General features: G+C 67.4%; 30 protein-coding genes. All 30 read left to right on the forward strand.

Going from position 1 to position 20,740, the window contains the following annotated elements:
- The first annotated feature begins 89 nt into the window (after positions 1-89).
- The 30 genes from H9651_RS11480 to H9651_RS11625 all read left to right on the forward strand — a co-directional run bounded on the left by H9651_RS11480 (position 90) and on the right by H9651_RS11625 (position 20,653).
- Complete coding sequence (locus H9651_RS11480) at positions 90-1,787, forward strand: DUF5684 domain-containing protein (protein WP_191719458.1); 1,698 nt, start codon at positions 90-92, stop codon at positions 1,785-1,787.
- Positions 1,788-2,034: 247 nt separating this feature from the next.
- Positions 2,035-2,403, forward strand: coding sequence for a 30S ribosomal protein S12 (rpsL, locus tag H9651_RS11485; RefSeq protein ID WP_018187369.1), 369 nt, complete (start codon positions 2,035-2,037; stop codon positions 2,401-2,403).
- A 5-nt stretch (positions 2,404-2,408) separates the two neighbouring features.
- Positions 2,409-2,879, forward strand: coding sequence for a 30S ribosomal protein S7 (gene rpsG, locus H9651_RS11490; RefSeq protein ID WP_191719459.1), 471 nt, complete (start codon positions 2,409-2,411; stop codon positions 2,877-2,879).
- Positions 2,880-2,976: 97 nt separating this feature from the next.
- Positions 2,977-5,091 carry an elongation factor G gene (gene fusA, locus H9651_RS11495; protein ID WP_191719460.1) on the forward strand — a complete coding sequence of 705 codons (2,115 nt, stop codon included), beginning with the start codon at positions 2,977-2,979 and terminating at the stop codon, positions 5,089-5,091.
- 157 nt (positions 5,092-5,248) lie between these two features.
- On the forward strand, positions 5,249-6,442 hold the full coding sequence (gene tuf / locus H9651_RS11500) for an elongation factor Tu (protein WP_191719461.1): 1,194 nt from the start codon (positions 5,249-5,251) through the stop codon (positions 6,440-6,442).
- Positions 6,443-6,552: 110 nt separating this feature from the next.
- Positions 6,553-7,080, forward strand: coding sequence for a VanZ family protein (locus H9651_RS11505; RefSeq protein ID WP_191719462.1), 528 nt, complete (start codon positions 6,553-6,555; stop codon positions 7,078-7,080).
- A 416-nt stretch (positions 7,081-7,496) separates the two neighbouring features.
- Positions 7,497-7,805 carry a 30S ribosomal protein S10 gene (rpsJ, locus tag H9651_RS11510; protein ID WP_005050520.1) on the forward strand — a complete coding sequence of 103 codons (309 nt, stop codon included), beginning with the start codon at positions 7,497-7,499 and terminating at the stop codon, positions 7,803-7,805.
- A gap of 8 nt (positions 7,806-7,813) precedes the next feature.
- Positions 7,814-8,473: a 50S ribosomal protein L3 gene (rplC, locus tag H9651_RS11515; RefSeq protein ID WP_191719463.1), complete on the forward strand. Its 660-nt coding sequence runs from the start codon at positions 7,814-7,816 to the stop codon at positions 8,471-8,473.
- 2 nt (positions 8,474-8,475) lie between these two features.
- Positions 8,476-9,138 carry a 50S ribosomal protein L4 gene (gene rplD, locus H9651_RS11520; protein WP_191719464.1) on the forward strand — a complete coding sequence of 221 codons (663 nt, stop codon included), beginning with the start codon at positions 8,476-8,478 and terminating at the stop codon, positions 9,136-9,138.
- A complete protein-coding gene (rplW, locus tag H9651_RS11525; protein WP_191719465.1) occupies positions 9,135-9,458 on the forward strand; it encodes a 50S ribosomal protein L23 in 324 nt (107 codons plus the stop codon). The genes rplD and rplW overlap by 4 nt, the downstream gene beginning before the upstream one ends.
- Before the next feature lie 25 nt (positions 9,459-9,483).
- Entirely contained in the window at positions 9,484-10,323 is an 840-nt protein-coding gene (gene rplB, locus H9651_RS11530; RefSeq protein WP_191719466.1) for a 50S ribosomal protein L2, read from the forward strand.
- 12 nt (positions 10,324-10,335) lie between these two features.
- Positions 10,336-10,617 carry a 30S ribosomal protein S19 gene (rpsS, locus tag H9651_RS11535; protein ID WP_045246805.1) on the forward strand — a complete coding sequence of 94 codons (282 nt, stop codon included), beginning with the start codon at positions 10,336-10,338 and terminating at the stop codon, positions 10,615-10,617.
- A gap of 26 nt (positions 10,618-10,643) precedes the next feature.
- Positions 10,644-11,042: a 50S ribosomal protein L22 gene (gene rplV, locus H9651_RS11540; RefSeq protein WP_191719467.1), complete on the forward strand. Its 399-nt coding sequence runs from the start codon at positions 10,644-10,646 to the stop codon at positions 11,040-11,042.
- On the forward strand, positions 11,042-11,800 hold the full coding sequence (gene rpsC / locus H9651_RS11545) for a 30S ribosomal protein S3 (protein WP_191719468.1): 759 nt from the start codon (positions 11,042-11,044) through the stop codon (positions 11,798-11,800). Before rplV ends, rpsC begins: the two co-directional genes overlap by 1 nt.
- A complete protein-coding gene (gene rplP / locus H9651_RS11550) occupies positions 11,800-12,219 on the forward strand; it encodes a 50S ribosomal protein L16 (protein WP_056223975.1) in 420 nt (139 codons plus the stop codon). Before rpsC ends, rplP begins: the two co-directional genes overlap by 1 nt.
- On the forward strand, positions 12,219-12,533 hold the full coding sequence (gene rpmC / locus H9651_RS11555; RefSeq protein WP_191719469.1) for a 50S ribosomal protein L29: 315 nt from the start codon (positions 12,219-12,221) through the stop codon (positions 12,531-12,533). Before rplP ends, rpmC begins: the two co-directional genes overlap by 1 nt.
- Positions 12,534-12,595: 62 nt before the next feature.
- The gene (gene rpsQ / locus H9651_RS11560) at positions 12,596-12,901 is read left to right on the forward strand and encodes a 30S ribosomal protein S17 (RefSeq protein WP_404803016.1); all 306 of its coding nucleotides are present in this window, start codon (positions 12,596-12,598) and stop codon (positions 12,899-12,901) included.
- Between the two features lie 36 nt (positions 12,902-12,937).
- Positions 12,938-13,306: a 50S ribosomal protein L14 gene (gene rplN / locus H9651_RS11565; protein ID WP_191719471.1), complete on the forward strand. Its 369-nt coding sequence runs from the start codon at positions 12,938-12,940 to the stop codon at positions 13,304-13,306.
- Positions 13,307-13,308: 2 nt separating this feature from the next.
- Complete coding sequence (rplX, locus tag H9651_RS11570) at positions 13,309-13,668, forward strand: 50S ribosomal protein L24 (RefSeq protein ID WP_191719472.1); 360 nt, start codon at positions 13,309-13,311, stop codon at positions 13,666-13,668.
- A gap of 2 nt (positions 13,669-13,670) precedes the next feature.
- On the forward strand, positions 13,671-14,261 hold the full coding sequence (gene rplE / locus H9651_RS11575; protein ID WP_191719473.1) for a 50S ribosomal protein L5: 591 nt from the start codon (positions 13,671-13,673) through the stop codon (positions 14,259-14,261).
- Positions 14,262-14,397: 136 nt separating this feature from the next.
- The gene (rpsH, locus tag H9651_RS11580; RefSeq protein ID WP_191719474.1) at positions 14,398-14,796 is read left to right on the forward strand and encodes a 30S ribosomal protein S8; all 399 of its coding nucleotides are present in this window, start codon (positions 14,398-14,400) and stop codon (positions 14,794-14,796) included.
- A gap of 5 nt (positions 14,797-14,801) precedes the next feature.
- Positions 14,802-15,338, forward strand: a complete 537-nt coding sequence (gene rplF / locus H9651_RS11585; protein WP_191719475.1) for a 50S ribosomal protein L6 — start codon at positions 14,802-14,804, stop codon at positions 15,336-15,338.
- Between the two features lie 2 nt (positions 15,339-15,340).
- Positions 15,341-15,700, forward strand: a complete 360-nt coding sequence (gene rplR, locus H9651_RS11590; protein WP_191719476.1) for a 50S ribosomal protein L18 — start codon at positions 15,341-15,343, stop codon at positions 15,698-15,700.
- Entirely contained in the window at positions 15,697-16,377 is a 681-nt protein-coding gene (rpsE, locus tag H9651_RS11595) for a 30S ribosomal protein S5 (RefSeq protein WP_191719477.1), read from the forward strand. Before rplR ends, rpsE begins: the two co-directional genes overlap by 4 nt.
- Positions 16,377-16,562, forward strand: a complete 186-nt coding sequence (gene rpmD / locus H9651_RS11600) for a 50S ribosomal protein L30 (RefSeq protein WP_023954062.1) — start codon at positions 16,377-16,379, stop codon at positions 16,560-16,562. The genes rpsE and rpmD overlap by 1 nt, the downstream gene beginning before the upstream one ends.
- A complete protein-coding gene (rplO, locus tag H9651_RS11605; protein ID WP_225216677.1) occupies positions 16,562-17,119 on the forward strand; it encodes a 50S ribosomal protein L15 in 558 nt (185 codons plus the stop codon). The genes rpmD and rplO overlap by 1 nt, the downstream gene beginning before the upstream one ends.
- 98 nt (positions 17,120-17,217) lie before the next feature.
- A complete protein-coding gene (gene secY / locus H9651_RS11610) occupies positions 17,218-18,543 on the forward strand; it encodes a preprotein translocase subunit SecY (RefSeq protein ID WP_191719478.1) in 1,326 nt (441 codons plus the stop codon).
- Positions 18,544-18,545: 2 nt separating this feature from the next.
- Complete coding sequence (locus H9651_RS11615) at positions 18,546-19,130, forward strand: adenylate kinase (protein WP_191719495.1); 585 nt, start codon at positions 18,546-18,548, stop codon at positions 19,128-19,130.
- Positions 19,131-19,134: 4 nt separating this feature from the next.
- A complete protein-coding gene (gene map / locus H9651_RS11620) occupies positions 19,135-19,965 on the forward strand; it encodes a type I methionyl aminopeptidase (RefSeq protein WP_318244857.1) in 831 nt (276 codons plus the stop codon).
- Positions 19,966-19,975: 10 nt separating this feature from the next.
- Positions 19,976-20,653 carry a DsbA family protein gene (locus tag H9651_RS11625; protein ID WP_191719480.1) on the forward strand — a complete coding sequence of 226 codons (678 nt, stop codon included), beginning with the start codon at positions 19,976-19,978 and terminating at the stop codon, positions 20,651-20,653.
- The last annotated feature ends 87 nt before the right edge of the window (positions 20,654-20,740 follow it).

Genomic DNA, 20,740 nt, shown 5'->3' on the forward strand with positions numbered 1-20,740 from the left:
GGGCCCGACGCGCAGCGGCGCGGCGGGTGGCCCTAGGGTGGAGGCATCTTGCATCGCGGTGTCTGCCGCACGGCTCGTCGGGGAGGAGGGTGAGGCGCGCACACGCGCCCATCGTCATCGTGTCCGATAGCTTCTCCTCCGCGCAGCTCGTGCTGATCCTGCTCATCGCCGTCATCCCGACCGTCGCCGTGTACGTCTGGACGGCGCTGGGGCTCTCGGCGGTGTTCGGCAAGATCGGCCAGGAGCAGTGGCGCGCCTGGGTCCCGATCGTCAACCAGGTGACCCTCGTCATGGTCGGTGGGCTGTCGGGATGGTTCTTCCTGCTGATCCTCGTCCCCGGCGTCGGCGCCCTGGCCTTCTGGGTCGTGACCATCGTGGCGGTCCACCGCATCAACCGTGGCTTCGGCCTCGGCGGCGGCATGACGGCGCTGGCCGCCGTGCTGTTCCCGGTGTGGGCCAGCGTCGTCGGGTTCGGCGTCGCCCGGTGGCGTGGCACGGATGCCGCCGCGCCCGCCGCGCCCGCCTACGCCCGCACCGAGCAGGTGCGCGTGGTCGATCCGCACCTGGGTGCCCTGCCCGCGGACGACGACCTTCCGGTGCCGCCGCCGCCCGCCTACGCCCCGCCGCCGCTCCCCGGCGACGCCGCGGCCGCCGCAGCCGCGCCGTCCCTGTCGGCGCTGACCCCCGAGCCCGCGTCGTCGGCGTCGGGTTCGGCCGTCGCGCCGGCCGATCGCGAGGCGCCCGACGCCGGCGAGCACGCGCCACCTCCGGCCCGGCACGCGAGCGCCGCGTCGGCCTGGGCACCGCCCCCGCCCCCCGCGACGCCCACGGCCCCGGTTGCGACCACCGCGGCCGACGAGCAGTTCGCTCCGCCCGCCGCGGATGCTGCCGCCCCCGCGCGGGCCGTTCCCTGGACTCCCGCAGCCGACGCCGACGCCGTGGCCCCTGCCCGCGTCGACCGCGACTTCGACCAGCGTTGGCACAGCAGCATCGACGAGGTCTCGGCGATCTCGCAGCCGCCGCAGGGCGACCCGGTCGCCGCCCGCCCGGTGGCGACGGGTCTGCCGGCCCTCGTCGACGACGCGGGCACGGGACCCGAGCGCGGACGCATCGGCGACGACGTCGCGCCGCGCGAGACCGCCGCTCCGCGGGAGGCCGCCCGCGCCGCCGACCCCGAGGCACCCCAGCCCGCGCCGGCCGTGCCGCTGCGCACGGCCCCGGTCGACATCGACCCCGCCTTCCCCGCCGTCACCCGCGCACCCGCCGGTCCGCCGCGCTCCGCCGCGGCACTCGACCCGGAGTTCCCGCTCGACACCGCAGACGAGGTCTCGGCCGTCGCCGGTGCTCCCGTCGCCGGTGCCCCGCGCTCCGCGCTGGACTCCGTCGCGGGAGCGGACGCACCCGCCGACGACGATGTCTTCCCCGATCACACCGTCGTCGCCCGCCGCCGCCGGGTGCCGTGGATGCTGCAGCCGGCCGCGGGTTCCCCCATCGACCTGCGCTCCGACGTCGTCATCGTCGGCCGGCAGCCGGCCGCCGACCCCGCCTATCGCACCGCGCAGCTGGTCGCGGTGGTCGACGACACCCGCACGGTGTCCAAGACGCACGCCCGGCTCGAGCTGCGGGGCGACCGCTGGATCGTCACCGATCTCGGTTCCACCAACGGCGTCATGCTCCCCACCCTCATGGGCACCGAGATCGAGGCGGAGGCGGGCGCCGAGCTCGCACCGGGGGAGAGGTTCCTCCTCGGCGATGCCGCCTTCCGGCTGCTGCGCACCGACGGCTGACCCGCCCTCGTTTGACCGGTCCCGCACACGCGCGTATCATGGAGTGGGTGTGCGCATTGCGCGCCCTGAGTCGTGCCATTGCGCGGGTCGGGGTGGGGAAGGCGCCGCATCTGAGGGACTGGGCCTGCGAACAGGCCACCCCCACGGCATATCCACTCACAAACGCGCTCGGCCACCTCGTGCCGCGCCCGGTGGATCTGTGGTGAAACCACGACGCTGTCACCGTGCAGCACAACAAGGAGAGAACGTGCCAACCATTCAGCAGTTGGTTCGCAAGGGGCGCTCGCCGAAGGTCACCAAGACCAAGGCACCCGCGCTGAAGGCGAACCCGCAGCAGGCCGGGGTCTGCACCCGCGTCTACACGACCACGCCCAAGAAGCCGAACTCGGCCATGCGCAAGGTCGCTCGTGTCAAGCTCCGCAACGGCACCGAGGTCACCGCCTACATCCCCGGCGAGGGCCACAACCTGCAGGAGCACTCGCTGGTGCTCGTGCGCGGCGGTCGTGTCAAGGACCTGCCGGGTGTGCGTTACAAGATCGTCCGCGGCGCCCTGGACACCCAGGCCGTCAAGAACCGTAAGCAGGCTCGCAGCCGCTACGGCGCAAAGAAGGGTTGAGCTAGATGCCTCGCAAGGGACCCGCCCCGAAGCGCCCCGTCGTCAACGACCCGGTCTACGGCGCACCGATCGTCAGCCAGCTGGTCAACAAGATCCTCGTCGATGGCAAGAAGTCCACCGCCGAATCGATCGTCTACACCGCCCTGCGCGGTGTGGAGGCCAAGAACGGCCAGGACGCGGTCGCGACCCTCAAGAAGGCGCTCGACAACGTGCGCCCCACCCTCGAGGTCAAGAGCCGCCGCGTCGGTGGCTCGACCTACCAGGTGCCGGTCGAGGTCAAGCCTCACCGCGCCAACACGCTCGCCCTGCGCTGGCTCGTCAGCTACGCGAAGGGCCGTCGTGAGAAGACGATGACCGAGCGCCTCCAGAACGAGATCCTGGATGCCTCGAACGGCCTGGGTGCCGCGGTCAAGCGCCGTGAAGACACCCACAAGATGGCCGAGTCGAACCGCGCCTTCGCCCACTACCGCTGGTAATCCCTGACCGGTTCGGGGGCCGGCCTGGTCCGGTCCCCGACCCGCGTCGGCGGGTCACCACCCCGCGACATCCGTCACTACACGTAAGGACTTCCCCGTGGCACAAGACGTGCTCACCGACCTCAACAAGGTCCGCAATATCGGCATCATGGCGCACATCGATGCCGGCAAGACGACGACGACCGAGCGCATCCTCTTCTACACGGGCGTCAACCACAAGCTGGGCGAGACGCACGATGGCGCCTCGACCACCGACTGGATGGAACAGGAGAAGGAGCGCGGCATCACGATCACGTCTGCCGCCGTGACCTGCTTCTGGAACAAGAACCAGATCAACATCATCGACACCCCCGGCCACGTCGACTTCACGGTCGAGGTCGAACGGTCGCTGCGTGTGCTCGATGGTGCGGTCGCCGTCTTCGACGGCAAGGAGGGCGTCGAGCCCCAGTCCGAGACCGTCTGGCGTCAGGCCGACAAGTACGACGTCCCCCGCATCTGCTTCGTCAACAAGATGGACAAGCTGGGCGCCGACTTCTACTTCACGGTCGACACCATCATCAAGCGCCTGGGCGCCAAGCCCCTCGTGCTGCAGCTGCCCATCGGCGCCGAGAACGACTTCGTCGGTGTCATCGACCTGGTCGAGATGCGCGCACTGGTGTGGCCCGGCGACTCCAAGGGTGATGTCACCATGGGCGCCAAGTACGAGGTGCAGGAGATCCCCGCCGACCTCGCCGACCGTGCCGCCGAGTACCGCGAGAAGCTGCTCGAGACCGTCGCCGAGACCGATGAGGCTCTGCTGGAGAAGTACTTCGCCGGTGAGGAGCTCACGCTCGCCGAGATCAAGGGTGCGATCCGCAAGCTCACCGTCAACGGTGACCTCTACCCGGTCCTGTGCGGTTCGGCGTTCAAGAACCGCGGCGTGCAGCCCATGCTCGACGCGGTCGTGGACTACCTCCCCTCGCCCCTGGACGTGCCGGCCATCGAGGCCCACGACCCCAAGGACGAAGAGAAGATCATCGAGCGCCACCCCGACGCGAACGACCCGTTCGCGGCGCTGGCCTTCAAGGTCGCCGTGCACCCGTTCTTCGGTCGCCTGACCTACATCCGCGTCTACTCGGGTCACCTCGACTCCGGCGCGCAGGTCATCAACTCGACCAAGGGCAAGAAGGAGCGCATCGGGAAGATCTTCCAGATGCACGCCAACAAGGAGAACCCGGTCGATTCGGTCACCGCGGGCAACATCTACGCCGTCATCGGCCTGAAGGACACCACCACCGGTGACACCCTCGCCGACCCGGCAGCGCCCGTCGTGCTCGAGTCGATGACGTTCCCCGAGCCCGTCATCGAGGTCGCGATCGAGCCCAAGACCAAGGCCGACCAGGAGAAGCTGGGTCTGGCGATCCAGAAGCTCGCCGAAGAGGACCCGACCTTCCGCACCGAGCTCAACCCCGAGACCGGTCAGACGGTCATCAAGGGCATGGGCGAGCTGCACCTGGACATCCTCGTCGACCGCATGAAGCGCGAGTTCCGCGTCGAGGCGAACGTCGGCAAGCCGCAGGTGGCGTACCGCGAGACGATCAAGAAGGCCGTCGAGCGTCACGACTACACCCACAAGAAGCAGACCGGTGGTTCGGGTCAGTTCGCGAAGATCCAGTTCGCGATCGAGCCGCTGGAGGTCACGGCCGACAAGACGTACGAGTTCGAGAACAAGGTCACCGGTGGCCGTATCCCGCGCGAGTACATCGAGCCGACCAACCAGGGCTTCCAGGACGCGATGAACGTCGGCGTGCTCGCCGGCTACCCCATCGTGGGTGTCAAGGCGACCCTGCTCGACGGTGCCTCGCACGACGTCGACTCTTCGGAGATGGCGTTCAAGATCGCCGGTTCGATGGGCTTCAAGGAAGCCCTGCGCAAGGCCGGTCCGGTCATCCTCGAGCCGCTCATGTCCGTCGAGGTGCGTACGCCCGAGGAGTACATGGGTGACGTCATCGGTGACCTGAACTCGCGTCGCGGTCAGATCCAGTCGATGGAGGATGCCGCGGGCGTCAAGGTCGTGCGTGCCCTGGTGCCGCTGTCCGAGATGTTCGGCTACATCGGCGACCTGCGCTCGAAGACCTCGGGCCGCGCCGTGTACTCGATGGAGTTCGACAGCTACGCCGAGGTTCCTCGCGCGGTTGCCGACGAGATCGTCCAGAAGAACAAGGGCGAATAACCCTGGTGCCGAGGGCTCGTCCCGCTTCGCGACGGCGGGCTCTCGGCATCCACCCAACTGAATACCGACCTGTCTACTAGACTGAACCAATCCCCGTAGCGCCTCGGTCGCAATCCAGCGCCCGTGCACTACTCACGACTGTCCTGAGGAGGACCCAGTGGCTAAGGCCAAGTTCGAGCGGACCAAGCCGCACGTCAACATCGGAACCATCGGTCACGTTGACCACGGCAAGACCACGCTCACCGCGGCGATCTCAAAGGTGCTCGCCGACAAGTACCCGTCTGCCACCAACGTGCAGCGCGACTTCGCGTCGATCGACTCGGCTCCCGAGGAGCGTCAGCGCGGCATCACGATCAACATCTCGCACGTCGAGTACGAGACCCCCAAGCGTCACTACGCGCACGTCGATGCGCCCGGTCACGCTGACTACATCAAGAACATGATCACCGGTGCCGCTCAGATGGACGGCGCGATCCTCGTGGTCGCCGCCACCGACGGCCCGATGGCTCAGACGCGTGAGCACGTGCTGCTCGCCAAGCAGGTCGGCGTGCCGTACCTGCTGGTCGCGCTCAACAAGTCCGACATGGTCGACGACGAGGAGATCCTGGAGCTCGTCGAGCTCGAGGTGCGCGAGCTTCTCTCCTCGCAGGACTTCGATGGCGACAACGCCCCCGTCGTGCGCGTCTCGGGCCTGAAGGCCCTCGAAGGCGACGAGAAGTGGGTTCAGTCGATCGTCGAGCTCATGGAAGCGGTCGACGCGTCGATCCCCGACCCGGTGCGTGACAAGGACAAGCCGTTCCTCATGCCCGTCGAGGACGTCTTCACCATCACCGGCCGTGGCACGGTCGTCACCGGTCGCGCCGAGCGCGGCACGCTGGCGATCAACTCCGAGGTCGAGATCGTGGGTCTGCGTCCGACGCAGAAGACGATCGTCACCGGTATCGAGATGTTCCACAAGCAGCTCGACGAGGCCTGGGCCGGCGAGAACTGCGGTCTGCTCCTGCGCGGCACCAAGCGTGACGACGTCGAGCGCGGCCAGGTCATCGTGAAGCCGGGTTCGGTCACGCCCCACACCAACTTCGAGGGCACGGCGTACATCCTGTCCAAGGAGGAGGGTGGCCGTCACAACCCCTTCTACACGAACTACCGCCCGCAGTTCTACTTCCGCACCACGGACGTCACCGGCGTCATCTCGCTGCCCGAGGGCACCGAGATGGTCATGCCCGGCGACACCACGGACATGACGGTCGAGCTGATCCAGCCGATCGCCATGGAAGAGGGCCTCGGCTTTGCAATCCGTGAGGGTGGCCGCACCGTCGGCGCCGGCACGGTGACCAAGATCATCAAGTAACTCTCTCGAGTTCCTTCACGAAACCCCCCGGAGCGATCCGGGGGGTTTCGTGCGTGCGGGCCCTTGCCCGCACAGCGGCCGTGCGGGTCGGCGTGACATCATGGCGAGAAGTGCCTATCGACCACGCCCCCACCATCCCCGCCACCGCCCGCCGACTGCCCTCGACGAGCGGGCCGCGGCATGCCATCGCGGCGATACTGGCGAGCGGGTACGGACTGTTCCTCGCTCTCGTCGTGTTCTGGCCGAGCCCGATCGACCGGCCCTTCGCTGCGCTGCTGGCGCGGTTGATCGCCGAGGCGCATGAGCGGGGAGTGCCGTCGTTCGTCGATTACGCCTTCATCGAGTTCACCGCGAACGTCGCCCTGTTCATCCCGGTGGGGGTCGTCCTGGGACTGATCGTGCCCCTGCGCTGGACGATTCTGGCCCTGCTGCTCGGTCCGGCGCTGTCGGGTGCGATCGAGCTCGCGCAGCACGTCCTGCTGCCCGGGCGCTACTCCAGCGGCGCCGACATCGTCGCGAACTCGTGGGGAGCGGCCGTCGGCGTGATCCTCGCCGTCACCGTGCGTGCGATCGTGGCGCTGCGCGACGAGAAGGTCATCGCCCGTCACGAGGCTCTGAGCGACCGAGACGCTGCCTGAATCGTTCGCACACGTGCGCACCGCCGCCCGGCTCTGCGTGCGGCAGATCGCGACACGCCCGAGTTTGCGACACGCCCGGGAGGCACGTACACTAGTGAGGTTCCACATTCCGGTGGTCGCTCTGCGTGCCCCGGATCACTGTCACGGCAGTGCATAGGCGGCGCGAATGCGCAGGGTCCTAGGCCGCGGACAGCAGAACACCACATCCCACACAGCCCGAACCCGGCAACGGGTCGCAGTCATGCGCACCGGGCGTGGGGAGCCGCGTGCAGCAGCGTGCGGTTTGACATGAGAACAGCGGTGCAGCATCCCTCGCCTCGGCGAAGGAGAAGTGCCAGGCGCAACCAGCGCCACCGTGCGTCCAATGCGCTCACAACCGGTGAGACGTAAGACGCGAGAAAGAGAGTGAGCAGACAATGGCGGGACAGAAGATCCGCATTCGCCTGAAGTCGTATGACCACGAGGTCATCGACACGTCGGCGCGGAAGATCGTCGACACCGTGACCCGTGCGGGCGCGACGGTCGTGGGCCCCGTGCCCCTGCCGACCGAGAAGAACGTCGTGTGCGTCATCCGGTCGCCCCACAAGTACAAGGACAGCCGCGAGCACTTCGAGATGCGCACCCACAAGCGCCTGATCGACATCATCGACCCGACGCCCAAGGCGGTCGACTCGCTGATGCGTCTCGACCTGCCGGCCGACGTCAACATCGAGATCAAGCTCTGAGGTTCGACATGGCTGACATCAACAACAAGGTTTCGAAGGGTCTCCTGGGCACCAAGCTCGGCATGACCCAGGTTTGGGACGAGAACGGCAAGCTCGTTCCCGTCACCGTCATCGAGGTCGCACCCAACGTGGTGACCCAGGTGCGTACCCCCGAGAAGGACGGCTACAACGCCGTTCAGATCGCGTACGGCCAGATCGACCCCCGCAAGGTCAACCAGCCCCTCACGGCCCACTTCGAGGCCGCGGGCGTGACCCCTCGCCGCCACCTCACCGAGGTGCGCACCGCCGACGCCGCTGACTACTCACTCGGCCAGGAGCTCACGGTGGATGCCACCTTCGAGGCCGGCCAGCTGGTCGACGTCGTCGGCACCAGCAAGGGCAAGGGCACGGCGGGTGTCATGAAGCGTCACAACTTCAAGGGCGTCTCCGCTTCGCACGGTGCGCACCGCAACCACCGCAAGCCCGGTTCCATCGGTGCCTCCTCGACGCCCAGCCGCGTCTTCAAGGGCATGCGCATGGCCGGCCGCATGGGTGGCGAGCGCGTGACCGTCCTCAACCTCAAGGTGCACGCCATCGACGCCGAGAAGGGTCTGCTGCTCGTCAAGGGCGCCGTCCCCGGTGCACGTGGCCGCATCGTCTACGTCCGCAACGCAGTGAAGGGTGCCTGACCATGGCTGACTCGACTCTCGCGCTCGACGTTCGCACCGCTGACGGCAAGAAGGCCGGCTCCGTGGAGCTGCCCGCCGCGCTGTTCGACGTCAAGACGAACATCCCCCTGATCCACCAGGTCGTCGTCGCGCAGCTCGCCGCTGCCCGCCAGGGCACCCACTCGACCAAGCGTCGTGGTGAGGTCTCCGGTGCCGGCCGCAAGCCCTTCAAGCAGAAGGGCACGGGTAACGCCCGTCAGGGCTCGATCCGCGCACCCCAGATGACCGGTGGTGGCATCGTGCACGGCCCGAAGCCGCGCGACTACTCGCAGCGCACCCCCAAGAAGATGGTCGCCGCCGCCCTGCTGGGCGCACTCAGCGACCGTGCTCGCGGTGAGCGTCTGCACGTCGTCGAGTCCTTCGGGATTGACGGCGCCCCCTCGACGAAGGCCGCTGCCGCGGTGCTCGCCGGGTTCGCTGCGACGAAGAACGTCCTCGTGGTCATCGACCGCGCGGACGAGGTCACCGTCAAGAGCGTGCGCAACCTCGCGTACGTCCACGTGCTGACCTTCGACCAGCTCAACGCCTACGACGTGCTCGTCTCCGACGACATCGTCTTCACCAAGGCCGCCTACGACGCGTTCGTCGCGTCGAAGAAGGCCACCACCGAGGAGGTCTCGGCATGACCACCGCGAACACCGCAGTGAACATCGCAGTGAACAAGGACCCGCGCGACATCATCCTCAAGCCGGTCGTGTCCGAGAAGAGCTACGGGCTCATCGACGAGGGCAAGTACACCTTCCTCGTGGACCCGCGCGCCTCGAAGACCGAGATCAAGCTCGCCATCGAGAAGATCTTCGGCGTCAAGGTCGCCTCGGTGAACACGCTCAACCGCCCCGGCAAGGCACGTCGCACCCGCTTCGGGATGGGCAAGCGCAAGGACACCAAGCGCGCCATCGTGACGCTCAAGTCGGGCACCATCGACATCTTCACGGCAGTCGGCTGACGGTCGGGACAGAGGACTAGAGAACATGGCTATTCGCAAGTACAAGCCCACGACCCCGGGTCGCCGCGGCTCGTCGGTGGCCGACTTCGCCGAGATCACCCGATCGACGCCTGAGAAGTCGCTCCTCCGCCCGCTCTCCAAGAGCGGTGGCCGCAACAACCAGGGCCGCATCACCACCCGTCACATCGGTGGTGGCCACAAGCGCCAGTACCGCGTCATCGACTTCCGTCGTAACGACAAGGACGGCGTGAACGCCAAGGTCGCTCACATCGAGTACGACCCCAACCGCACCGCACGCATCGCGCTGCTGCACTACTTCGACGGCGAGAAGCGATACATCATCGCGCCGAACAAGCTGGCACAGGGTGACATCGTCGAGTCGGGTGCCGGCGCAGACATCAAGCCGGGCAACAACCTGCCCCTGCGCAACATCCCCACCGGTACCGTCATCCACGCGATCGAACTGCGTCCCGGCGGCGGCGCGAAGCTCGCCCGCTCGGCCGGCACCTCGGTGCGTCTGGTCGCCAAGGACGGTCCGTACGCGCAGCTTCGTCTGCCCTCGGGCGAGATCCGCAACGTCGATGCGCGCTGCCGCGCGACCATCGGCGAGGTCGGCAACGCCGAGCAGTCGAACATCAACTGGGGCAAGGCCGGTCGCAACCGCTGGAAGGGCATCCGCCCGACCGTCCGCGGTGTCGCGATGAACCCCGTCGACCACCCGCACGGTGGTGGTGAGGGTAAGACCTCCGGTGGTCGTCACCCGGTCAGCCCCTGGGGCCAGGCCGAGGGTCGCACCCGCCACGCCAACAAGGAAAGCGACAAGTACATCGTCCGTCGTCGCAACGCCGGCAAGAAGCGTAAGTAGGAGTAGAGGAAGATGCCTCGCAGCCTTAAGAAGGGCCCCTTCGTCGACGAGCACCTGCTTCGCAAGGTCGTCTCGCAGAACGAAGCCGGTTCCAAGAACGTCATCAAGACCTGGTCGCGCCGTTCGATGATCATCCCGGCCATGCTGGGTCACACCATCGCCGTGCACGACGGTCGCAAGCACATCCCCGTGTTCGTGACCGAAACCATGGTCGGCCACAAGCTGGGCGAGTTCGCGCCCACCCGCACCTTCCGCGGCCACGAGAAGGACGACAAGAAGGGCCGCCGCCGCTGACGCGGTGGCGCAGAGAGGAGAGAGAGATGGTGGATTCCATCGCCCGCGTGCGACACATCCGCGTGACCCCTCAGAAGGCTCGTCGTGTCGTCGCTCTCATCAAGGGCAAGCAGGCTCAGGAGGCCTTGGCCATCCTGAAGTTCGCGCCGCAGAGTGCTTCCGAGCCGATCTACAAGCTCGTCGCTTCGGCGATGGCGAACGCTCGCGTCGCCGCCGACAAGAACGGCGAGTACCTGGATGACAAGGACCTGTACGTGAAGAACGCGTACGTCGACGAGGGCACGACGCTCAAGCGTTTCCGCCCCCGCGCGCAGGGTCGTGCCTTCCAGATCAAGAAGCGGACCAGCCACATCACGGTGGAGCTGGCGACCCCCGAGGTCGAGACCGCTGCCCCGGCCACCACGAGCAAGAAGGCGAGCAAGTAATGGGCCAGAAAGTTCACCCGTACGGCTTCCGCCTCGGCATCACCACCGACCACGTGTCGCGCTGGTTCTCCGATTCGACCAAGCCCGGTCAGCGTTACGCCGACTACGTCGCGGAGGACATCAAGATCCGCAAGCTCCTGCAGACGCAGCTCGACCGCGCCGGCGTGAGCAACATCGAGATCGAGCGCACCCGTGACCGTGTGCGTGTCGACATCCACACCGCCCGCCCGGGCATCGTGATCGGCCGCCGCGGCGCCGAGGCCGAGCGCATCCGCTCGGACCTCGAGAAGCTCACCGGCAAGCAGATCCAGCTGAACATCCTCGAGGTCAAGAACCCCGAGGCCGACGCTCAGCTGGTGGCGCAGGGCATCGCCGAGCAGCTCTCGGCTCGCGTGGCGTTCCGCCGCGCGATGCGCAAGGGTCTGCAGGGCGCTCAGCGCGCCGGTGCCAAGGGCATCCGCATCCAGGTCTCCGGCCGCCTCGGCGGCGCCGAGATGAGCCGTTCGGAGTTCTACCGCGAAGGCCGTGTGCCCCTGCACACCCTGCGCGCGAACATCGACTACGGCTTCTACGAGGCCAAGACCACCTTCGGCCGCATCGGTGTAAAGGTCTGGATCTACAAGGGCGACCTCACCAACAAGGAGCTCGCCCGCGAGCAGGCCAACGCGCCCAAGTCCCGCGGTCGCGACGACCGTGGTGGCGACCGTCGCCGTAGCCCGCGCAACGAGGCACCCGTCGCAGAAGGAGCATCGGCGTAATGCTTATCCCCCGTAAGGTCAAGTACCGCAAGCAGCACCACCCGGGTCGCTCGGGCCAGGCCACCGGCGGCACGAAGGTCTCCTTCGGCGAGTACGGCATCCAGGCACTGACCCCCGCGTATGTGACGAACCGTCAGATCGAGTCCGCTCGTATCGCGATGACCCGTCACATCAAGCGTGGTGGAAAGGTGTGGATCAACATCTACCCCGACCGCCCGCTCACCAAGAAGCCTGCCGAAACCCGCATGGGTTCCGGTAAGGGTTCCCCCGAGTGGTGGGTCGCAAACGTCAAGCCGGGCCGGGTCCTCTTCGAGGTCGCCGGCGTCAGCGAGGAGCTTGCTCGGGAGGCACTGACCCGTGCCATCCACAAGCTGCCCCTGAAGGCACGCATCATCAAGCGCGAGGAGGGCGACGCGTAATGGCCGTCGGCACCAAGACGCTCGCACCCAGCGAGCTCGACACATTCGAAGACCAGCGCCTCGTGGAGGAGCTGCGCAAGGCCAAGGAAGAGCTGTTCAACCTGCGCTTCCAGTCGGCCACCGGCCAGCTCGACAGCCACGGCCGCATCCGTGCGGTCAAGCGCGACATCGCGCGGCTGTACACCGTGATCCGCGAGCGCGAGCTGGGCATCCGTGCCACGCCCGCGCCCGTCGAGACCACGACGAAGGCGAAGAAGACCAAGGCCAAGAAGGCGGATTCCGCTGACGAGGCCGCGAAGGAAGAGGCCGAGTGATGGCTGAGACCACTCAGAAGAAGGCTCCCGCCAAGAAGGCGGCCCCCGCCGTCGAGACCCCCGTGGTCGAGACCAAGGGTCACGAGTCGTCTGAGCACGATGTCCGCGTTGCGGGCGCCCGCGGGTACCGCAAGTCCCGCCGCGGCTACGTGGTCAGCGACAAGATGGACAAGACGATCGTCGTCGAGGTCGAGGACCGCGTGAAGCACCCCCTCTACGGCAAGGTCATCCGTCGCACCTCCAAGGTCAAGGCGCACGACGAGGGCAACACTGCCGGCATCGGCGACCTCGTGCTCATCAACGAGACCCGTCCGCTGAGCGCCACCAAGCGCTGGCGTCTGGTCGAGATCCTCGAGAAGGCCAAGTAAGGCCTCGGCCTACTTGGAATCCAAGGAGAGTAAGAAGTGATTCAGAACGAATCCCGACTCAAGGTCGCCGACAACACCGGCGCCAAGGAGTTGCTCACCATCCGCGTGCTCGGCGGGTCCGCCCGCCGGTACGCCGGTGTGGGCGACATCATCGTGGCGACGGTGAAGGATGCCATTCCTGGCGGCAACGTCAAGAAGGGCGATGTCGTCAAGGCCGTCATCGTGCGTACCGTCAAGTCGACCCGTCGTCCCGACGGCTCGTACATCAAGTTCGACGAGAACGCCGCCGTGATCCTGAAGAACGACGGGGAGCCCCGCGGCACCCGCATCTTCGGACCCGTCGGTCGTGAGCTTCGCGACAAGAAGTTCATGAAGATCGTCTCGCTGGCCCCGGAGGTTATCTGATCATGGCGAAGATCAAGAAGGGCGACCTGGTTCAGGTCATCTCGGGCGCCAAGGCCGAGCGTGGCGGCGACCGCGGTAAGCAGGGCAAGGTCCTCGAGGTCCTCGTCGAGCAGAACCGCGTCATCGTCGAGGGCGTGAACTACGTCACCAAGCACACCCGCGTGGGTCAGACCCAGCGCGGCACGAAGACGGGCGGCCTCGAGACCATCGAAGCCCCCATCCACATCTCGAACGTCGCCCTGGTCGACCCCGAGACGAAGAAGCCGACCCGTGTCGGCCGTCGCGTCGAGGAGCAGACCAAGAACGGCGTCAAGCGCACGGTTCGCGTGCGTTTCGCGAAGAAGTCAGGCAAGGACCTCTGAGAATGAGCACTGCACCTGCCGCGGTGGCTGGCAAGATCCAGCCGCGCCTGAAGCAGAAGTACAAGAACGAGATCCAGAAGGCTCTGCAGGAAGAGTTCGGTTACGCGAACGTCATGCAGATCCCCGGGATCGTCAAGGTCGTCGTCAACACCGGTGTCGGTGAGGCTGCGCGTGACAGCAAGGTGATCGATGGTGCGGTCGACGACCTCACCAAGATCACCGGCCAGAAGCCGGTTGTCACCAAGGCCCGCAAGTCCATCGCGCAGTTCAAGCTGCGCGAGGGTCAGGCCATCGGTGCGCACGTCACCCTCCGCGGTGACCGTGCGTGGGAGTTCCTGGACCGCCTCGTGAACCTCGCCCTGCCGCGCATCCGCGACTTCCGCGGTCTGTCGCCCAAGCAGTTCGATGGTCACGGCAACTACACCTTCGGGCTGCAGGAGCAGTCGGTGTTCCACGAGATCAACCAGGACAAGATCGATCGCGTTCGCGGCTTCGACATCACGGTGGTCACCACGGCCACCACCGATGAGGAGGGTCGTTCGCTGCTGCGTCAGCTGGGCTTCCCGTTCCGCGCCGACGACGCTCAGGCGTAATCGGATAGACTGTGGCGTTTGGTCCCGGACCCTGCGGTCCGGGACCAAACGTCCGTACAACTGAATACTGCGAAATCATCGCAGGTCGGCTGTCGCGTAACGGCATCCGAAACCTCGTGAACGAAGGAACAAACACATGACAATGACAGACCCGGTCGCAGACATGCTGACCCGTCTGCGCAACGCGAACTCGGCCCACCACGACTCCGTGTCGATGCCGAGCTCCAAGCTCAAGACTTACATCGCCGACATCCTCCAGCAGGAGGGCTACATCGCCGGCTGGGAGGTCACCGACGCCCGTGTCGGCCAGACCCTCACGCTGACGCTGAAGTACGGCCCGAACCGCGAGCGGTCGATCGCCGGCATCAAGCGCGTGTCGAAGCCCGGTCTGCGCGTGTACGCACGCTCCACCGAGATCCCCACCGTGCTCGGCGGCCTCGGCGTCGCGATCCTGTCCACCTCCTCTGGCCTCCTCACGGACCGCCAGGCCGAGTCGAAGGGCGTTGGCGGGGAAGTCCTCGCCTACGTGTGGTGATCTGAATGTCCCGCATCGGTCGACTTCCCATCGACATCCCCGCCGACGTGACCGTTGAGGTCCAGGGCCAGGATGTCTCCGTCAAGGGCCCGAAGGGCGAGCTGCGGCTCACCGTTTCGCGCCCCATCGAGATCGCCGTCCAGGATGGCCAGGTTCTGGTCACCCGTCCCGACGACGAGCGCGAGTCGCGGTCGCTCCACGGCCTGACCCGCACCCTCATCCACAACAACATCATCGGCGTCACCCAGGGCTACACCAAGGGCCTTGAGGTCGTCGGCACCGGTTACCGCGTTGCTCAGAAGGGCAGCTCGGTCGAGTTCGCCCTGGGCTTCTCGCACCCCGTGCTGGTCGACCCGCCGGCAGGAATCACGTTCACGGTCGAGGGCAACAACAAGCTCACCGTGAGCGGCATCGACAAGCAGGCCGTCGGTGAGGCAGCCGCCAACATCCGCAAGATCCGCAAGCCCGAGCCGTACAAGGGCAAGGGCGTGCGATACGCCGGCGAGGTCGTTCGGCGCAAGGCCGGAAAGGCTGGTAAGTAACCATGGCTGTGACTACCAAGTCCGTTGCACGCGCGCGTCGTCACGCGCGTCTGCGCAAGAAGGTCGTCGGCACCGAGGCGCGTCCGCGTCTCGTCGTGACCCGTTCGGCCCGTCACGTCTTCGTCCAGCTGGTCGACGACAGCAAGGGTCACACCGTGGCGTCGGCTTCGACGCTCGAGACCGACCTGCGCACCTTCGACGGTGACAAGACCGCCAAGGCCCGCAAGGTCGGCGAGCTCGTCGCCGAGCGTGCCAAGGCCGCCGGCGTCACCGACGTCGTGTTCGACCGTGGTGGCAACCGCTACGCGGGCCGTGTCGCCGCGATCGCCGATGGCGCCCGCGAGGGAGGCCTGAACCTGTGAGCGAGAACAAGGAGAACGAAGTGACCGAAACCGCTCCGGCTGCGGCCGCGGCCGCGCCCGAGACGGCAGCGGCGGAGCGCGAGCCCCGCCGCGGTGGTCGCGAGCGCAGCCAGACGCGCGACCGCAACTCGCGTGACCGCAACGACAGCCAGTTCCTCGAGCGCGTCGTCACCATCAACCGTGTGTCGAAGGTCGTCAAGGGTGGCCGTCGCTTCAGCTTCACCGCCCTCGTGGTGGTCGGCGACGGCAACGGTCTCGTGGGCGTCGGCTACGGCAAGGCCCGCGAGGTGCCCCTGGCCATCTCCAAGGGTGTCGAAGAGGCCAAGCGCAACTTCTTCCGCGTGCCCCGCGTCGGCTCGACCATCCCGCACCCCGTGCAGGGTGAGGCCGCTGCCGGTGTCGTGCTGCTGCGTCCGGCTGCCGCCGGTACCGGTGTCATCGCCGGTGGTCCGGTGCGCGCCGTGCTCGAGTGCGCCGGCATCCACGATGTGCTCTCGAAGTCGCTCGGCTCGTCGAACACGATCAACATCGTGCACGCGACCGTCGAGGCTCTGAAGAGCCTCGAGGAGCCCCGTGCCGTCGCTGCCCGTCGTGGCCTCGACTACGACGCGGTCGTTCCGGCGATCATCATCCGCAACGAGGCGAAGGCCGCTGCGGCGAAGAAGGTAGGTGCCTGATGGCTGCCCGTCTGAAGGTCACGCAGGTGAAGTCCAAGGTGAGCGAGAAGCAGAACCAGCGTGACACGCTGCGCAGCCTCGGTCTCAAGCGGATCGGCGACTCGGTCGTCCGTCCGGACGACGCGCAGACGCGCGGCTACGTCAAGACCGTCGCCCACCTCGTGAAGGTTGAGGAGATCGACTAATGGCTGAAAAGGCCCAGAAGAAGGACGAGGTCGCTGAGGCGACCGCGCCCAAGAAGGCTGCCGCCAAGAAGCCGGCCGCCAGCAAGGCAGCGCCCAAGAAGGACGTCGCGGCTTCGCGCCCCGGCGTGCTGAAGGTGCACCACCTGCGTCCCGTCCCCGGGTCCAACACCGCCAAGACTCGCGTCGGCCGTGGTGAGGGCTCGAAGGGCAAGACCGCCGGCCGTGGCACCAAGGGTCAGAAGGCCCGCTACCAGGTCAAGGCCGGCTTCGAGGGCGGCCAGATGCCGCTGCACATGCGTACGCCGAAGCTGCGCGGGTTCAAGAACCCGTTCCGCGTCGAGTACCAGGTGGTCAACCTCGACAAGCTCGCAGAGCTCTACCCGCAGGGTGGCGACGTCACCGTGGGCGACCTCGTCGCCAAGGGTGCGGTGCGCAAGAACGAGAAGGTCAAGGTGCTGGGCACCGGCGACATCTCGGTCAAGCTCACCGTGTCGGTCGACAAGGTCTCCGGCTCGGCTGAGCAGAAGATCGTCGCCGCCGGCGGCACCATCAAGTAATCACGCCACAGGGGCCGGAGCAGCGCTCCGGCCCCTGTGCCGTACTCTGGTTGACGGCGCGCCTCGTGCCGCCGCCGATCTCACTGGAGGAATCCGACTTGTTCAGCGCCATCGCGCGGGTCTTCCGCACACCCGACTTGCGGCGGAAGATCGGCTTCACGCTCGCGATCATCGCCATCTATCGCCTCGGCGCGCACGTGCCGACGCCCTTCGTCGATTTCCCGAACGTGCAGTCCTGCCTCGCGCAGTCCGGCAGCACCGAAGGTCTGCTGTCGCTGGTCAACCTGTTCTCGGGTGGCGCGCTGCTGCAGCTGTCGATCTTCGCGCTGGGCGTGATGCCGTACATCACGGCCACCATCATCGTGCAGCTGCTGCGCGTGGTGATCCCGCACTTCGAGACCCTCTACAAAGAGGGCCAGGCCGGCCAGAGCAAGCTGACGCAGTACACGCGCTACCTCACCATCGCACTGGCACTGCTGCAGTCGACCACGCTCATCACGGTGGCCCGCAGCGGTCAGCTGTTCGGCATCACCGGCATCGCGGACTGCGAGCAGGTGCTCACGAACGACGCGTGGTGGGCGCAGCTGCTCATGATCATCACGATGACCGCCGGCACCGGCCTCATCATGTGGTTCGCCGAACTCGTCACCGAGCGCGGTGTCGGCAACGGCATGTCGATCCTCATCTTCACCTCGATCGCGGCGACCTTCCCCTCGGCCATGTGGTCGATCTGGCAGGCCCGCGGCTTCGAGCTCTTCCTGCTGGTGCTCGCCGTCGGCATCCTGACCGTCGCGCTCGTCGTGTTCGTCGAGCAGTCGCAGCGCCGCATCCCGGTGCAGTACGCCAAGCGCATGGTCGGACGCCGCACCTACGGCGGCACCAACACCTACATCCCGATCAAGGTGAACATGGCCGGCGTCGTGCCCGTCATCTTCGCCTCGTCGCTGCTGTACATCCCGGCGCTCATCGCCCAGTTCAACCAGACGCCCGATGCCGAAGGCAACGTCCCCGGCTGGGTGTCGTGGATCCAGCAGTACTTCACCACCGGTGACAGCCCCGTCTACATGGCGGTCTACTTCCTGCTGATCGTCGGCTTCACGTACTTCTACGTCGCGATCACCTTCAACCCGGTCGACGTCGCCGACAACATGAAGAAGTACGGCGGGTTCATCCCCGGCATCCGTGCCGGTCGTCCCACCGCCGAATACCTCGACTACGTGCTGACCCGCATCACGCTGCCGGGTTCCATCTACCTCGGCCTCATCGCGCTCATCCCGCTCATCGCGCTGGCCACGGTCGGTGCCAACCAGAACTTCCCGTTCGGTGGCGCGTCGATCCTGATCATCGTCGGTGTCGGTCTCGAGACGGTCAAGCAGATCGACGCCCAGCTGCAGCAGCGCCACTACGAAGGACTCCTCCGATGACCATCGCTCGTCTCCTCATCGTCGGCCCCCAGGGCTCCGGCAAGGGCACGCAGGGCGTGCGCATCGCCGATGCCCTCGACATCCCCGCTGTCTCCACCGGCGACGTGTTCCGCGCCGCAGTGAAGGACGGCACCGAGCTCGGCAAGCAGGTGCAGTCGCTCATCGAAGCCGGCGACCTCGTGCCCGACGAGCTGACCAGCGCCGTCGTGCGCGAGCGCCTGGCGCAGGACGATGCCGCCCGCGGCTTCCTCCTCGATGGCTACCCCCGCAACCTCGGCCAGGTCGCCGACCTCGACGCGTTCCTGGCGGGCCGCGGTGAGCAGCTCACCGGCGTCATCGAGCTGAGCGTGCCCCGCGAAGAGAGCATGTCGCGCCTCACGCTGCGCGCGGCCGAGCAGGGCCGCACCGACGACACCGAAGAGGCCATCGCGCGGCGCCTGGCGATCTACGAGAGCGAGACGGCTCCGATCCTCGATGTGTACCGCGAGCGCGGCATCGTCGACACGATCGACGGCGTCGGCACGCTCGATGAGATTGCCGAGCGCATCCGCACGGCGCTGGCCGCGCGCGACATCGTCGGCGCCTGAGACCGTGCTGCGCCGCTCGATCTACAAGACGCCCGCACAGCTGCGGGCCATGGTCGAACCCGGTCGCATCACCGCGGCCGCCCTCGACGCCGTGCGCGCTCTCGTCGCCCCCGGGGTGACGACGCTGGAACTGGATGCCGCGGCATCCGAGGTCATCCGCTCGCGCGGGGCCGTGTCGAACTTCCAGCTCGTGCGCGGCTACCGCCACACGGTGTGCACGTCGGTGAACGAACAGGTCGTGCACGGCATCCCGAGCGATCGCGTGCTCGAGCCCGGCGACATCGTCTCGATCGACGCCGGCGCGCAGTACCAGGGCTGGAACGGCGACTCGGCGATCACGATCGTCGTGCCCGACCCGTCGCGGCCCGAGGTCGTGGCGGCGCGGGAGCGCCTGTCGCAGGTGACCGAGGGGTCGCTGTGGGCGGGGATCGCCGCACTGGCGAAAGCCAGGCACATCGCCGAGATCGGCGAGGCCGTGCAGAGCCACATCGAGGCATCCGGCGAGGGCTATGGCATCCTGCGGGACTACGTCGGGCACGGCATCGGCCGCAAGATGCACGAGTCGCCGTCGGTGTTCAACTACCGTGTGGCCGACCTCGGCGCCGAGGTGAAGCCGGGCCTGTGTCTCGCGATCGAGCCGATGATCGTGGCCGGCAGCGAAGAGACGTTCGTGGAGGACGACGACTGGACCGTCTCGACCGTCGACGGCTCGGTGGGCTCTCACTGGGAGCACAGCGTCGCGGTGCATGATGGTGGTATCTGGGTGCTCACAGCGCCCGATGGCGGAGCTGCGGGACTGGCGCCGTTCGGTGTCGTCCCGCGAGAGATCGGATAGGGGACAGGTCATGGCAGCGGCTGGGAACAAGACCAACTGGTTCGCGGTGTGGGTGAGCGCGGCGGTCGTCGTGGTGCTCGTCGGTGTCGGAGCGCTCGTGTGGTGGATGAACAGCGCCGCCACGTCGCCGGCGGCAGCGCCCACCGGGTCTTCGATCGAGGCCGATACCGGCGCGATCGTCGTCGGGGACGGCCCGGATGAGGTCGAGATCTGGATGGACTTCTACTGCCCTCACTGCCAGGACTTCGAGGACCTGTACGGCCCGACCATCAGCGAGCTGGTGGAATCCGACGCGATCACGCTGCGGGTGCAGCCGGTGGCGCTGTCGGGGCTGAACGCGGCATCGGGCACGCGGTTCTCCGAGCGCGCCGCGAGTGCGATGTACTGCGTGGCCGAAGAGAGCGGCCAGGCCGCCTACGACTTCATGACGGCCGTGTTCGCGACGCACCCCACGGGTGAGGGTCTGACCAATGACGAGTTGGCGCAGTTCGCTGCGGATGCCGGAGCTCCCGACGCCGCCGAGTGCATCGCCGACGAGGAGTACGGCGCCTTCGCGCTGTCGCAGGCCCAGAAGCTGCCGAAGAACGCCGAAGGCGCCGCCGGCACCCCGTCGCTCGTGGTCAACGGCGAGTACGTCACCATCACCGGCGACGTCGCCGCCGACCTGACCTCGCGCCTGGGCCAGTAACCCGCCGCGCCGCGCGCCCGCCGCGCGCGCCGCGCGCCCGCCGCGCGCGCCCGCCCGCGGCGCCGCGCGCCCGCGGCGCCGCGCGCC

It is taken from the genome of Microbacterium pullorum (genome assembly GCF_014836535.1).
Classification (GTDB): Bacteria; Actinomycetota; Actinomycetes; order Actinomycetales; family Microbacteriaceae; genus Microbacterium; species Microbacterium pullorum.